Source organism: Microbacterium natoriense, assembly GCF_030816295.1.
Classification (GTDB): Bacteria; Actinomycetota; Actinomycetes; order Actinomycetales; family Microbacteriaceae; genus Microbacterium; species Microbacterium natoriense_A.
The window spans coordinates 574,212-587,142 of record NZ_JAUSXV010000001.1 but is presented as its reverse complement, the minus strand read 5'-3'; the positions used below and the strand labels follow the sequence as shown (position 1 = coordinate 587,142).

15 protein-coding genes are annotated in these 12,931 nt (G+C 67.6%); 8 read left to right on the top strand and 7 right to left on the bottom strand.

What is annotated here, in order from left to right:
- Nucleotides 1–41: 41 nt before the first annotated feature.
- From QFZ53_RS02760 to pknB, 3 genes are read left to right on the top strand one after another with little or no spacing between them, the layout of a single operon-like run.
- Nucleotides 42–1,496, top strand: a complete 1,455-nt coding sequence (locus QFZ53_RS02760; protein WP_307293259.1) for a peptidoglycan D,D-transpeptidase FtsI family protein — start codon at nt 42–44, stop codon at nt 1,494–1,496.
- Nucleotides 1,493–3,223, top strand: coding sequence for a protein kinase domain-containing protein (locus QFZ53_RS02755; protein ID WP_307293254.1), 1,731 nt, complete (start codon nt 1,493–1,495; stop codon nt 3,221–3,223). The genes QFZ53_RS02760 and QFZ53_RS02755 overlap by 4 nt, the downstream gene beginning before the upstream one ends.
- A 57-nt stretch (nt 3,224–3,280) precedes the next feature.
- Nucleotides 3,281–4,987, top strand: a complete 1,707-nt coding sequence (pknB, locus tag QFZ53_RS02750; protein ID WP_307293251.1) for a Stk1 family PASTA domain-containing Ser/Thr kinase — start codon at nt 3,281–3,283, stop codon at nt 4,985–4,987.
- A 126-nt stretch (nt 4,988–5,113) separates the two neighbouring features.
- On the opposite strand, the gene QFZ53_RS02745 is transcribed toward pknB, so the two are convergent.
- From QFZ53_RS02745 to QFZ53_RS02735, 3 genes are read right to left on the bottom strand one after another with little or no spacing between them, the layout of a single operon-like run.
- Entirely contained in the window at nt 5,114–5,749 is a 636-nt protein-coding gene (locus tag QFZ53_RS02745; protein WP_307293249.1) for an anthranilate synthase component II, read from the bottom strand.
- Nucleotides 5,746–5,901: a hypothetical protein gene (locus QFZ53_RS02740; RefSeq protein ID WP_292910519.1), complete on the bottom strand. Its 156-nt coding sequence runs from the start codon at nt 5,899–5,901 to the stop codon at nt 5,746–5,748. The genes QFZ53_RS02745 and QFZ53_RS02740 overlap by 4 nt, the downstream gene beginning before the upstream one ends.
- 15 nt (nt 5,902–5,916) lie before the next feature.
- Complete coding sequence (locus tag QFZ53_RS02735; RefSeq protein WP_307293245.1) at nt 5,917–6,711, bottom strand: class E sortase; 795 nt, start codon at nt 6,709–6,711, stop codon at nt 5,917–5,919.
- 94 nt (nt 6,712–6,805) lie between these two features.
- Between QFZ53_RS02735 and QFZ53_RS02730 the strand changes: the two genes are divergently transcribed.
- Nucleotides 6,806–7,045 carry a cell division protein CrgA gene (locus QFZ53_RS02730; protein WP_292910515.1) on the top strand — a complete coding sequence of 80 codons (240 nt, stop codon included), beginning with the start codon at nt 6,806–6,808 and terminating at the stop codon, nt 7,043–7,045.
- A gap of 335 nt (nt 7,046–7,380) precedes the next feature.
- On the opposite strand, the gene QFZ53_RS02725 is transcribed toward QFZ53_RS02730, so the two are convergent.
- Both QFZ53_RS02725 and QFZ53_RS02720 read right to left on the bottom strand, forming a co-directional pair.
- A complete protein-coding gene (locus tag QFZ53_RS02725) occupies nt 7,381–8,256 on the bottom strand; it encodes a rhomboid family intramembrane serine protease (protein ID WP_307293240.1) in 876 nt (291 codons plus the stop codon).
- Nucleotides 8,257–8,276: 20 nt separating this feature from the next.
- Nucleotides 8,277–8,834, bottom strand: a complete 558-nt coding sequence (locus QFZ53_RS02720) for a peptidylprolyl isomerase (RefSeq protein ID WP_292910511.1) — start codon at nt 8,832–8,834, stop codon at nt 8,277–8,279.
- A 145-nt stretch (nt 8,835–8,979) separates the two neighbouring features.
- Here QFZ53_RS02720 and QFZ53_RS02715 point away from each other — a divergent pair, with 145 nt between their 5' ends.
- A complete protein-coding gene (locus tag QFZ53_RS02715; protein WP_307293238.1) occupies nt 8,980–9,477 on the top strand; it encodes a DNA helicase in 498 nt (165 codons plus the stop codon).
- Entirely contained in the window at nt 9,474–9,980 is a 507-nt protein-coding gene (locus QFZ53_RS02710; RefSeq protein WP_307293235.1) for an aminoacyl-tRNA deacylase, read from the top strand. Before QFZ53_RS02715 ends, QFZ53_RS02710 begins: the two co-directional genes overlap by 4 nt.
- On the opposite strand, the gene QFZ53_RS02705 is transcribed toward QFZ53_RS02710, so the two are convergent.
- Complete coding sequence (locus tag QFZ53_RS02705) at nt 9,959–10,396, bottom strand: NUDIX hydrolase (RefSeq protein ID WP_292910506.1); 438 nt, start codon at nt 10,394–10,396, stop codon at nt 9,959–9,961. The two genes, QFZ53_RS02710 and QFZ53_RS02705, sit on opposite strands and share 22 nt — an antisense overlap.
- Before the next feature lie 127 nt (nt 10,397–10,523).
- Between QFZ53_RS02705 and QFZ53_RS02700 the strand changes: the two genes are divergently transcribed.
- Nucleotides 10,524–10,970 (top strand): hypothetical protein, encoded by a 447-nt coding sequence (locus QFZ53_RS02700; RefSeq protein WP_292910505.1) that lies wholly within the window; start codon nt 10,524–10,526, stop codon nt 10,968–10,970.
- Between the two features lie 192 nt (nt 10,971–11,162).
- On the top strand, nt 11,163–12,239 hold the full coding sequence (locus QFZ53_RS02695) for a 3-deoxy-7-phosphoheptulonate synthase (protein ID WP_307293231.1): 1,077 nt from the start codon (nt 11,163–11,165) through the stop codon (nt 12,237–12,239).
- 3 nt (nt 12,240–12,242) lie between these two features.
- On the opposite strand, the gene QFZ53_RS02690 is transcribed toward QFZ53_RS02695, so the two are convergent.
- Complete coding sequence (locus tag QFZ53_RS02690) at nt 12,243–12,926, bottom strand: hypothetical protein (protein WP_307293228.1); 684 nt, start codon at nt 12,924–12,926, stop codon at nt 12,243–12,245.
- Nucleotides 12,927–12,931: the final 5 nt, after the last annotated feature.

The following is a 12,931-nucleotide window of genomic DNA, read 5'->3' as shown; positions in this document are numbered from 1 at the left end:
CGCTCAGTGACCGCTGTGCACTCCACCCCAGGGGGCGTCGCATGACCAAAGAACTGCGTCGCCTCAGCATCGTGATGCTGTTCATGTTCCTGTCGCTGTTCGCTGCGGCGAGCTGGATCCAGGTGGTCGACGCCGATGCGCTCGGTCAGAACAGCAACAACAAGCGCACCCGTCTCGACAGCTACGAGATCCAGCGAGGATCGATCATCGTCGACGGCGTCGCGATCGCATCGTCCGTGCCCAGCGATGACATCTACCAGTTCCAGCGCGTGTACACGGATGCCGCGATGTGGGAGCCGGTGACCGGCTACTTCAACCCGGCCCTGCAGTCGGCGACCGGCATCGAGAAGGCGCTGAACGCCGATCTCTCCGGCACCGGCTCGAGCGCCTTCTTCTCGGAGATCGAGCGGATCGTGTCGGGTCAGCCGCAGACCGGGCTCAGCGTCGAGCTGTCGCTGAACACTGCGGCCCAGCGGGCGGCCTACGAGGCGCTGCAGGGTCTGCAGGGCGCGGTGGTCGCGATCGAGCCAAAGACCGGGCGCATCCTCGCGATGGTCTCCACTCCTGGATTCGACACGAATCTCCTCGCCACGCACGACGCCGACGCGGCGAACGCGGCCTACGACCAGCTCGACGCCGACCCGACGAACCCGCTGTACAACCGGGCGATCGCCGGTGGCTTGAACCCTCCGGGTTCGACGTTCAAGATCCTCGTGGCGGCCGCCGCGTTCGCCACAGGCGACTGGACGCCCGACTCGACCCTGCCGAACCCCGCTCGCTACCAGTTGCCTCAGTCGAACAACACGGTCTCGAACGCATGGGGAACCGCGTGCGGACCCGGCGACACCGTCACGATCGCCGAGGCGCTGCGGCTGAGCTGCAACATCCCGATGGCCGAGCTCGCGGTGCAGATCGGCGACGACGCGATCCGCGAGATGGCCGAGAAGTTCGGCTTCAACAAGAGCTTCGACACGCCGGTCGCATCGACCGCATCCAGCTACCCCCGTGCGCTCGACGATGCGCAGACCGCGCTCACCGGATTCGGTCAGGGCAAGGTCACGTCGACGCCGCTGCAGATCGCGATGGTCGCGGCCGGACTCGCGAACGACGGAGTGGTGATGAACCCGCACATGGTCGATGCCGTGATCGGCAACGACCTCTCGGTCGTGCGCTCCTACGACGGCACCGAGTTCGCCAGGGCGACCGACAAGGCTGTCGCCGACGCGGTGACCGCGGCGATGGTCGCGAGCGTCAATACCGGAGCGGCGCAGGGTGCAAGAATAGACGGGGTCGACGTGGCCGGTAAGACCGGAACCGCGGAGAACGGAAGCGATCCGTACACGTTGTGGTTCACCGGCTTCGCGCCGGCGGACGATCCCGCGGTGGCGGTAGCAGTCGTCGTCGAGAACGGCGGCGGTAAAGGGCAGTCCGGATCCGGCGACACCATCGCCGCTCCGATTGCGAAGAAGGTCATAGAGGCGGTGCTGGGCAGATGAGACCGACGCAGGGTGTGTCGTTCGGTGGTCGCTACGAGCTGCAGTCGCGTATTGCGATCGGCGGCATGGGCGAGGTGTGGGAGGCGACGGATCACGTCATCGGACGCACCGTCGCCATCAAGATCCTCAAGGACGAGTACATGGGGGACCCCGGGTTCCTCGAGCGATTCCGCGCGGAGGCGCGGCACGCGGCGCTCGTCAACCACGAGGGCATCGCGAGTGTGTTCGACTACGGCGAGGAGAACGGCAGCGCCTTCCTCGTCATGGAGCTCGTTCCCGGTGAAGCCCTCTCGACCATCCTCGAGCGCGACGGCGCGCTGAGCGCAGACAAGACGCTCGACATCGTCGCTCAGACGGCATCCGCTCTGCAGGCCGCGCACGCCGCTGGCCTCGTGCACCGCGACATCAAGCCGGGAAACCTGCTGATCACGCCCGACGGCCGTGTCAAGATCACCGACTTCGGCATCGCCCGCATCGCCGACCAGGTGCCGCTCACGGCGACCGGTCAGGTCATGGGCACCGTGCAGTATCTGTCGCCCGAGCAGGCGTCGGGCCACCCCGCCTCGCCCGCCACAGACACCTACTCGCTGGGCATCGTCGCGTACGAATGCCTCGCGGGGAAGCGCCCCTTCACCGGTGAGTCGCAGGTCGCGATCGCGATGGCGCAGATCAACGAGCAGCCGCCGCCGCTGCCCCCGACCGTGCCGATCCCTGTGCAGAACCTCGTGATGGCGATGATCGCGAAGAAGCCGGCAGACCGCCCGTCTTCCTCGGCGACCGTCGCGCGCGCCGCACAGGCGCTGCGCCGCGGCGACCTGAACTCGGCCGCCATCGCGGTGCCGGCGATCGCAACGGGCGGCGGAGTCGACGACGCGACGCGGATGCTGTCGTCATCCGACGACGACGGCGCGACCCGCATCCTCCCGACCACGGCCAGCCTGCCTGCCGACGGCGAGGTCGAAGAGCCCGAGAAGAAGAAGCGCAGTCCGTGGACGTGGCCGCTGATCGCGCTGATCGCACTTCTCGTGATCGTTCTCGGCGGCACCTTGTGGACGCTGTTCGGTCAGAACGCCGGAGGCGATGCCGACCCCACCACGTCATCGACCACGTCGCAGACGCCGAAGGACACCCCGACGCCGAAGCCGACCCAGACCGAGACGGAAGAGCCGCCGGTCAACGTCGACGGCCTGGGCCTCGTCGGTCTGAGCTGTGACGAGGCGACGCAGATCGCCACGGACGCCGGACTCCTCCCGGCCTGCCAGGACGGCTCGCCCGCATCCGATGCCAACCAGGTCGGAACGGTCGAGCGCGTGAGCCCCACGGGTCTTCTGCAGAAGGGCGACGCGATCGCCCTGTTCGTGTACACCGATCAGATCCCGATCGGCGCACCGACGAACGCACCGACGTTCTCGGCTGCGGCCACGATCATCGAGGGCGGCCAGGCGACGCTCAACTGGACCAACTTCACCTGCCCCTCGGGCACCAGCAATCTCACCGCCTATGAAGTCACGCTGACGAACGGCACCTTCGCCAACGGGACGCCGGTGAGCAGCTTCGACGCGAACACCCGCACCTCGACGTTCACGGTCGACACCGGCAAGGCCGGGCAGGTCGTCACGGCGACGTATCGCGCCTTCTGCGGCGAGCGTCCCTCCGACGTCTCGCCTCAGGGCCAGTCGTCGCCGATCCTTCCGACGCTCGACGGCGGCGGCGATACAGGCAACTAGAAGCACCGCGTCGTAGGCTGTTCGCACCGTCATCAGGTTTTCCAGGGGGTTTAGTCCGTGTCCACAGAGCCACGTGTTCTCGCGGGTCGATACCGCGTCGACGAGCTCATCGGTCACGGCGGCATGGCCAAGGTGTACCGCGGGTTCGACCTGACTCTGGGGCGCGCCGTGGCGATCAAGATCCTCGATCCGGAGCTCGCACGCGACACCGCGTTCCGCACGCGCTTCCGCCTCGAGGCGCAGTCGGCGTCGCGCATGTCGCACCCGTCGATCGTGCGGGTCTTCGATGCGGGTGACGAGGCCGACCCGCAGGCAGGCTCAGGGGCCCCGTCCGGGACCGTCACCCCGTACATCGTCATGGAGCTCATCCACGGCACCCTGCTGAAGGACATCATCTCGGCCGGACCCGTGTCGGTCGACGACGCCGTGCGCTACGTCGACGGCATCCTCGAAGCCCTCGACTATTCGCATCGCGCGGGTGTCGTGCACCGCGACATCAAGCCGGGCAACGTCATGGTGACCGAAAAGGGCCAGGTCAAGGTCATGGACTTCGGCATCGCCCGTGCCGTGTCCGACTCCTCATCGACCGTCGCCGAGACCACGCAGATCATCGGCACAGCCGCATACTTCTCGCCCGAGCAGGCGAAGGGTGAGCCCGTCGACGCTCGCGCCGACCTGTACTCCACCGGCGTCGTGCTCTACGAGCTGCTCACGGGACGCCAGCCGTTCCGCGGAGAATCGCCGGTCGCCGTCGCCTATCAGCACGTCAGCGAGACGCCGCTCGCGCCGAGCGAGGTCAACGAGGACTCCCCGGGAGCCCTCGACCCGATCGTGCTGCGCGCCCTCGCGAAAGACCCGTACCAGCGCTACCCCGACGCCGCGCATTTCCGCGCCGCGCTCGACGCCGCTGTCGAGGGTCGTGCACCGAGCCGCAAAGAGATCGGCGCGCTCACCAGCGAGCTGTACGGTCCCAGCCCGAAGCAGGCTCAGGAGACCGCCCGTTCGCTGCGCCAGCTGTCGTCCGACACGACCATGACGCGCACGCAGTCGGGTCCTCCGGTCGCCTGGATCTGGGCGGGCGTCGCGCTGCTGGCGGTGCTGCTGACCTCGGTGCTGTTCTGGGTCGTCTCGATCAGCAGCCCTGATACGCCCTCGACCTCGCGCACCGTGCCCAACGTCGTCGACATGTCGTCGGAGCGCGCGCAGAATGCGCTGAGCGAGCTCGATCTCACCGCCAAGCTCGTGCTCGAATCGAGCTCGGAGATCGTCGAGGGCAACGTCATCCGCACCGATCCCCAGGCCGGCGTCGCGGTCGCCGAGGGAGACGAGATCACCGTCTACGTCTCCTCGGGCAAAGAGACCGTCGTCGTGCCGACTCTCGTGGGTCTGTCGCTCCCGCAGGCGAAGGACGCGCTGTCGGCCGCAGGTCTGCAGCTCGGCACCGTGATCCAGCGCAACGACAAGAGTCTTCAGGCAGACACGGTCATGGAGGCGAGCGAGAAGGCGGATGCCGAGATCGCCCCCGACACCGTCGTGAACCTCGTGGTCGCGAGTGGACGCGTGACGCTCACGGATCTCACCGGCTGGACGGTGGATGCCGCGACCCGGCAGCTCGAGCAGATCGGGTTGGCGGCCCAGCCCACCGAGCTCACCGACTGCCCCGCGACCGATCCCGCGACCGTCATCTCCATGTCGGAAGCACCGGGCGACATCGCGATCGGCTCGACCGTCGAACTGCGCTTCTGCGCGGCGCCCGCCGGGTAGTTCCGCCCTGCTCCCCGGTCGTTGAGCGAGCGAGCGAAGCGAGACGAAACGCAGCGAGGAAACGCAGTTCCAGCTGAAGTCGTGGGCGGAAACTGCGTATCGTCTCGGCTCAACGAGCGGGTGGCCTCAGCCGCGGGCGAGAGGATGCAGGGACTCGGCACGTGCGACGGCATCCGCATCGCCGACGGACGCCAGCCAGTTCGCGAGCATCCGGTAGCCGCCCTCGGTGAGCACGCTCTCGGGGTGGAACTGCACCCCGAGAATCGGCAGTTCGGCATGGGCGAGTGCCATGACGGTGCCCGTGCCGGTGCGTGCCGTGACCCGCAGCTGGGCGGGCAGAGCCGATGCCGCGACGGCGAGCGAGTGGTAGCGGCCGACGTCGAACGGCGAGGGGATGCCGTCGAACAGCGCCGAGCCGTCGTGCACCACGGCCGAGACCATGCCGTGCATGAGCTCCGGCGCCTCCGAGACGACGGCCCCGAACGCCTCGGCGATGCACTGATGACCGAGACAGACTCCGAGCAGCGGCATCCGCTTCTCGGCCGCGAGACGAACCGCGTCGATCGACGCACCGGCGTCTGCGGGAGCGCCGGGACCGGGGGAGAGCATGACGGCGTCGAACTCGGGAAAGAGTCCCTCGAGACCCGCCGCATCGATCGCGTCCGCTTCGACCATCGAGACGTCGGCGCCGAGTTCGTGCAGGTAGCCGACGAGGGTGTGCACGAAGCTGTCGTGGTTGTCCACGACGAGCACTCGCGTCATTCGACGTCGACCTCACCCGGTGTGATGAACGGGCTCACCCAGGGGAAGACGTACCAGAAGAGCGCGTAGAGCACGGCGGTCACGAGAACGAGCAGGATGAACAGCTTCAGCCACCACGGACCGGGCAGCAGGCGCCAGAGTGCGGCGTACATGATTCCTCTCGTTCCCTACACCGACGGCGCGGCCGGGGGCGGCGGCGGATCGGTCAGCGCCGTGGGCGGGCCCTCGGCGCGCGGCTGGAAGCTCTCGTAGACGCCGTACGCGACGATGCGCTCGGCGAGCGAGTACAGGGGAGAGCAGGCGGTCAGCGTGATGTAGCGCTCGCCGGTCTCGACGCCCGGCATCTGAGGCACGTCGAGCAGCACCTCGGTCTGGTTCGGCTTGACGTACTCAAGAGTGCGGAAGCGGTAGGTGAACCACCCGTCGGGCGTCTCGACGACGATCGCGTCGCCCACTTGCAGCTTGTCGAGCTGGTTGAACGGCTTGCCCCAGGTGGTGCGGTGCCCCGCCATGGCGAAATTGCCCACCTCGCCCGGCATCTTCGAGTCGGTGTAGACGCCGATGCCGAGGTGATCGAGAGTCTTGGCGCGGGTCGTGCCGCCGTAGATGCCCTTGTTGTAGTCCGCGCCGAAGCGAGGGATGAGCATCTGACCCAGCCATTCGCCTTCGGCCGGCGCTGCGGGGATCACGGGCTGATAGACGATCGTCCCGTCATCGGTCTTCTCGAACGGAGGAGGTTCGGGGGCAGGTGATGCAGCGAGCTGCTGCGAGATCGCGGCGCCCTCGTCGTTCTTCTGCGCGTTGATGATGATGTCGCCGATCCACATCTGCCAGGCGACGAAGAGCAGCACGATCACACCGGCCGTCAGCAGCAATTCGCCGAGCATGCTGGTGACGGTCGCGCGCGAACGGGGGCGGCGTCTCTGCTTGCGTCGCTCCCCCGAGACGACGGATGCACTCATGGCGCTGATCCTATCCGGCATTGCTGTGGGCGTGCCTCGGCTGCCGGCGAACGCCCGATATGAAGGCCGGCGCTCTCATGGGTAGAATGTCGGCATGGCACGAGACCGCAAGATCGACGAACCCGAAGTGACGCGCGCCGAAGGCGACGCCGCGCCCAACGCGGTGTGGTTCAAGCCCGTGATGGTCGGCTTCATGCTGCTGGGCCTGGTCTGGATCCTGGTGTTCTACATCTCCGGCATGGCTTTCCCGATCCCGGGTCTCGGCAACTGGAACCTCGCGATCGGCCTCGGCATCGCGCTGATCGGCTTCCTCATGACGACGCGCTGGCGCTGACGCCCGCATCCACTTTAAAAGGCCTCCCGCCAAGCGGGAGGCCTTTTTCGTCCCCGGAACAGCCCACTTCACCCCCACGCCCCGAGCGAGCGAAGCGATGCGACCCCCGGTGCAGCGAGCGAAGCGATGCGTGAGGGCGCAGGGATGCTGTCAGCCGTGAGCATCGGGAGGGGCCCGCGAAGCGGGAGGGTCCCCGCTCTGCGAGCGGGGACAGCATCCCGGAGCCCGTCGGCGCAAAAACCCAGAGCGAGAGTTATCCACAGATCTCTCCACAGCTGGGGAGAATTACACCGGTGTTATTCACAGGGGTTGAAAACCCTGTTAACAACTCTCGATCAGGCGTTAAGAAGCAGTGGCCCCGCGACCAGTCCTGCAACGATCAACAGGATGGTGATAACCGAGAGCCAGATGATCTGCCAGGTGCGCTGTTCACGACGGCGTGTACGGGTAAGGACGAAGGCGACGAGGGCACCGATCGCGAGCCCGCCGACGTGCGCCTGCCAGGCGATGCCCGAGACGAAGAATCCGTAGACGAGGTTGATGCCCAGGATCACCATGATGCCGGTGACGTTGGCGCCGATGTGGCGGCCGATGATGAGCAATGCGGCCATGAGACCGAAGATGGCCCCGGAGGCGCCGACCGTCGAGGTGCCCGGTGCGATCAGGGCGACGCCGACGGATCCGCCCAGGCCGCTGATCAGATAGAGCGCGAGGAAGCGTGCACGACCGAGCATCGGCTCGAGTGTCTGCCCCAGCATCCAGAGGCCGAGCATGTTCAACGCGAGATGGATGAAGTTGCCGTGCACGAACAGCGCGGTCAGCAGCCGCCACGGTTCGAACAGCCGTGGATCGAGGAAGATCGAGTTGAACAGCAGAGTGTTCGTGATGGGTCCGTACAGCCCGGGGATCAGCTGCAGCAGTCCGATGAGCGACGTCACGGCCAGGAGCGCATAGGTGACGACGGGCTTGCCGCTGCGGGCGATGGCCAGGGAACCGCCACCGCGCCACCGGCGGGCCGCCTTCTTCTGGGCGGGTGTGCGGTTGTTGCGATCAGCCTTCATGCATTCGGGGCAGATCACCCCGACCGCGGCCTGAGTCTGGCACTCAGGGCAGATGGTGCGCATGCACCGCTGGCAGAGCGCGAAGCTCTGCCGATCCGGATGCCGATAGCAGAAGTTGTCGCGATTGCTCGTGAACTCGGGGCTCGTCATCCGGATCGGCTCGCTCGGCGTCAGGCCGCGACGATGTCGATCGACTGGAGGACGACCGGCTCGATCGGGCGGTCGCCCGCGGCGGTCGGCACGGCGGCGATGGCGTCTACGACGGCCTTCGACGCGTCGTCGGCGACCTCGCCGAAGATCGTGTGCTTGCCCTGCAGCCACGGAGTCGGGTCGGTGGTGATGAAGAACTGCGACCCGTTGGTGCCTTCGACCTGACCCGTGATGGCATTGCGACGAAGACCGGCGTTGGCCATCGCGAGGATGTAGGGCTCGTTGAAGTGGAGCTCCGCGTTGATCTCGTCGTCGAAGTTGTAGCCGGGGCCGCCGACGCCCTGACCGAGCGGGTCGCCGCCCTGGATCATGAAGTTCGGGATGATGCGGTGGAAGATGACGTCCTTGTAGAGGGGACCCTCGCCCGGCTTGCCGGTGGCGGGATCGGTCCATTCCTTGGTGCCGTCGGCGAGGCCGACGAAGTTCGCGACCGTCTTCGGAGCGTGATCGCCGAAGAGGTTGATGACGATGTCACCGTGGTTGGTGTGCAGGGTTGCGACATGAGAAGCGAGAACCATGCCCATATTCTCGCAGAGCTTTCGGTGAGTTGGCCGGGTCCTGGCACCAATCGGGCGATGACGCAAGGGGGCGGCGATTCCCTCCCCCCTTCCAGCCAGGCGTGGCAAGATGGGGAACCCGTACTCCAATGGACAGGAGAGCATCGTGAGCCTCAGCCGTAAGCGGAAGAAGGAACTGCGTCGTCTTCAGGAAGAAGCGACCCAGCTCTGGGAGAACCAGCAGGTGCTCGTCGGCCACGCCGCCGATGTGGCCCGCGAAGCCGGCCGCCAGCTCGGCCACTTCAACCGGGAGCAGGTCGTGCCTGTCGTGCAGGACACGTACAACCGCAAGGTGGCCCCGGTCGTCGATCAGGGCGTGCGCTTCGGCAAGCACGTCGTCGACGACAAGGTCGTCCCGATCGTCGGCGGTGTCGTGGGCACCGCGCTCACCGCGTGGGACATCGCGAACGCCAAGCGTCAGGGCATCGCACCTCGCGCGCGCGTCGTCGTTCCCGAGAAGAAGGGCCCGGGCCTCGGCTCGATCGTCGCCCTGATCCTCGGCGCGGCCGCCGCCGCCGGAGTGCTCTACGCCGCCTGGCAGGCACTGCGCGCCGACGACGAGCTCTGGGTCGCAGACGACCCGCTCGCAGCACCCGACGCGTGACAGACGAGTCGCACTCCCGGGTTCGGGATGCCGCGGCCGCCCGTGGTCTCGAGATCGAGATCCGCGAGCGGCCGAACGCGCGGAGCCTGTTCGAGGCGGCCGAGATCCTCGGCATCGACCCCTCCGGCATCGTGAAGACCCTCGTGGTCAAGCGTGCGGACGACACCTACCTGTTCGCCCTCGTGCCCGGGGGCCGGTCGATCTCGTGGCCGAAGCTGCGCGCCATCGTCGGCGTGAACAAGCTGCGTCTGCCTGAACCGGAGCTCGCGCTGGCGGCCACGGGTTACGAGCGCGGCACGATCGTGCCGATCGGCAGCACCACCGATTGGCCCGTGTACGCCGATGAGACGATCGTCGGTCAGCGCATCGCGATGGGAGCGGGCGCGCACGGGTACAGCCTGTTCGTCGAGGCCGATGATCTGATCGCCGCCTACGGCGCGACCGTCGCCGACATCTCGGTGCCCGAAACTCCTCGGCCCGATCAGGAGCCGGCCGGCGCGTAGAGACCCGCCATGCGCAGCGCGATGTCGACGAGCTTGACCCGCTGCAGCTCCGCGACTGACTTGCGGGTGAACCACTCGGCCATGTCGGTCGAACCGTCGTGCTCGAAGCGCAGCTTGCCCCCGGTGACCTGCGCGCGGTAGACGATGCGCAGGGTGTGCAGGGGCGAATCGGATTTCTGCACGCGCTGGCTGGCGGGGATCACCCGGGAGTGGATGCCGAGAAGCTCGCCCACTTTGACCGTGTAGCCCGTCTCTTCGCGGAGCTCCCTGCGCACAGCGTCCTCGGGGGCCTCACCCGGCTCCAGCCCGCCCCCCGGCATCGTCCAGGCGACTCGTCGTCCGTCGACCCATCGCGCGAGGAGGATGCGGTCGTCGTCATCGGTGACGACGGCATATGCCGCGACGCGCATGTCCATGGATCACACAATATCCCGCGCCGCGACCCGCCGAGGGCCGTGTGACCGACGATCGATCACGAATCGAGAAGTGACGACGGCCGAGGCATCCGTACGCTGAAGACACCAACGACAGGAAAGGCCCATCATGGCTGACAACGAGAAGAACTTCACTGCCGAAGAACGCGACGCCATGAAGGCCGCCGCCGCCGAGAAGAAGACCGCGCGCTCCCGTGCGAAGAAGTCTCCCGAGGACGTCCGGGCAGAGGGTGAGGCTGATCTCAAGGCCGCCCTCGAGAAGCTGTCGGACTCCGACCGCGTGATCGGCGAGGGGCTGCACGCCCTCGTCACCGAGGCCGCTCCGCACCTCGTCCCGCGCACGTACTACGGCATGCCCGCGTGGGGCAAGGACGGCAAGGTGCTGTGCTTCTTCCAGCCGGCCAGCAAGTTCAAGACGCGTTACGGCACGTTCGGGTTCGAGCAGCCGGCGAACCTCGACGAGGGCACGCTCTGGCCGGTGGCCTACGCGATCCTCGAACTCGACGACGCGAACCGGGCGTTCCTCGCTGAGCGGGTCCGACTCGCAGCCGGTTGAGGTCTCGGAATGCGGTAGGGTCGTCTCCATGACCAATTGGTATGCGTATTTCGAGTCGGCTCTGGAGGGGCCGTCGCGACACTGACGCGTACCGAACCTTCAGAGCCGACAAGCCAGAGCATTCGCTCTGGCTTTCGCCGTTTCGGCGGGCTCTGCACCGGGGTCCGCCCTTCACCGGACAGGAACCCGACCATGCACGACGCCGCCACCATCGACGCCACCGCCGACCTGCACGTCGCCAGCTTCACGACGATCCCCTCGCCCGCGGACATCGCGGCCGAGCTGCCGGTCGGAGACGAGCGCGCGGCCCTCGTCTCACGCACCCGCGAAGAGGTGCGCCGCATCATGTCGGGTGAGGACGACCGACTGCTCGTCGTCGTCGGGCCGTGCTCGATCCACGACCCGGAGCCCGGCCTGGAGTACGCGGGCCGCCTGGCGCGCGAGGCCGAGAAGCACCGCGACGACCTTCTCGTGGTGATGCGCACGTACTTCGAGAAGCCGCGCACGACGGTCGGCTGGAAGGGCCTGATCAACGACCCGCACCTCGACGGCAGTCACGACATCGAGGCGGGGCTCCGGATGGCGCGCGCGTTCCTGCGTGATGTCACGGCGCTCGGGATGCCGTGCGCCACCGAGTTCCTCGAGCCGATCAGCCCGCAGTACACCGCCGACCTGGTCAGCTGGGGTGCGATCGGGGCACGCACGACCGAGAGTCAGATCCATCGCCAGCTCGCCAGCGGGCTCTCGATGCCGATCGGTTTCAAGAACGGCACCGACGGCGGCCTGCAGGTGGCGCTGGATGCTGCAGCCGCGGCATCCGCTCCGCAGGCGTTCCTGGGCATCGGCGCCGACGGCCGGGCGAGCCTGGTCACCACCACGGGAAACCCCGACACCTCGGTGATCCTGCGCGGCGGCGCGGACGGTCCCAACTACAGCGTCGAGCACGTGCAGCGGGCATCGGAGCGGCTCTCCGCTGCGGGGCTGACCAACCGACTCGTCGTCGACGCCAGCCACGGCAACAGCGGCAAGGACCACGTTCGACAGTCGGAAGTCGCCGCCGAGCTCGCCGTGCAGATCGGCGGCGACGGACGCGCGATCGCGGGCATCATGCTCGAGAGCAACCTCGTCGCCGGAGCGCAGAAACTCGACGTCTCGGTCGGCCCCGCGGGACTCGTGCGCGGTCAGAGCGTGACGGATGCCTGCATGGGGTGGGATGCGACGGAGATCGCGCTTGCTCAGCTGGCCGAGGGCGTGCGCCGACGTCGCTGATCGTCACTCGCTCGCGCGCACCTCGATCCGATCCCCGGTGCGCGTGAACTGGATGATGCTGCCGGCGGGATGGCGATCGCGGAGGGGTCGCGGACTGCTGGCGGTGACCTCGATCACGGCGATCGTGTCGAGTCCCGGCGGCAAGCAGCCTCCCCGGCCACCCACGGAGGAATCGGCGACCGCGATGCAGTTCTGTGCGGTTGTTCCGTCGGCTTCCGGCATCGTGTAGGCGATGATCTCGAGCCCGAGATAGTCCTGGAAACGGATCGCGTCGGGGAAATCGGGGCCCTCGAAGTCAGTCGGCGGACCGAGTCCCGGCGCCTCGGACAGTACCGCGATGACGGAGGGGTCATGGCTGCCGACCGCGGCGCCGATACCGGCGCCTGCGAAGCCGGCGAGGAGCACGCTGGAGATCCAGACGCCTGCCAGCGCCCGGCGCGAAAGCGGTGATCGCCGTCGTGCTTTGAGCGGCGACACGGGTTCCGCATCTGTGTGCTCCTGCTCGACCGTCGGCGTCTCGTCTGTGAGGGCAGGCGGTTCGCCTCCCCCAGGATGCGCCTCGACCGGGGCGTTCTCCAGCTCGTTCAGCCGCTGCAGCGCATGCGGGTCGGCCTGGATATCGGCGTCGCGGCCGTAGGCGCGGGCACGCAGTCGCGCCAGCTCGTCCGCATCCGATCCCGCCGTCATCGACT

What these genes read in the sequence shown, in the direction of transcription:
- QFZ53_RS02705 (WP_292910506.1), bottom strand. Translation starts at nt 10,396, where the DNA reads ATGGACATGCGCGTCGCGGCATATGCCGTCGTCACCGATGACGACGAC.
- QFZ53_RS02740 (WP_292910519.1), bottom strand. Translation starts at nt 5,901, where the DNA reads ATGTACGCCGCACTCTGGCGCCTGCTGCCCGGTCCGTGGTGGCTGAAG.
- QFZ53_RS02730 (WP_292910515.1), top strand. Translation starts at nt 6,806, where the DNA reads ATGGCACGAGACCGCAAGATCGACGAACCCGAAGTGACGCGCGCCGAA.
- QFZ53_RS02725 (WP_307293240.1), bottom strand. Translation starts at nt 8,256, where the DNA reads ATGACGAGCCCCGAGTTCACGAGCAATCGCGACAACTTCTGCTATCGG.
- QFZ53_RS02745 (WP_307293249.1), bottom strand. Translation starts at nt 5,749, where the DNA reads ATGACGCGAGTGCTCGTCGTGGACAACCACGACAGCTTCGTGCACACC.
- QFZ53_RS02700 (WP_292910505.1), top strand. Translation starts at nt 10,524, where the DNA reads ATGGCTGACAACGAGAAGAACTTCACTGCCGAAGAACGCGACGCCATG.
- QFZ53_RS02755 (WP_307293254.1), top strand. Translation starts at nt 1,493, where the DNA reads ATGAGACCGACGCAGGGTGTGTCGTTCGGTGGTCGCTACGAGCTGCAG.
- QFZ53_RS02720 (WP_292910511.1), bottom strand. Translation starts at nt 8,834, where the DNA reads ATGGTTCTCGCTTCTCATGTCGCAACCCTGCACACCAACCACGGTGAC.
- QFZ53_RS02695 (WP_307293231.1), top strand. Translation starts at nt 11,163, where the DNA reads ATGCACGACGCCGCCACCATCGACGCCACCGCCGACCTGCACGTCGCC.
- QFZ53_RS02690 (WP_307293228.1), bottom strand. Translation starts at nt 12,926, where the DNA reads ATGACGGCGGGATCGGATGCGGACGAGCTGGCGCGACTGCGTGCCCGC.
- QFZ53_RS02735 (WP_307293245.1), bottom strand. Translation starts at nt 6,711, where the DNA reads ATGAGTGCATCCGTCGTCTCGGGGGAGCGACGCAAGCAGAGACGCCGC.
- QFZ53_RS02760 (WP_307293259.1), top strand. Translation starts at nt 42, where the DNA reads ATGACCAAAGAACTGCGTCGCCTCAGCATCGTGATGCTGTTCATGTTC.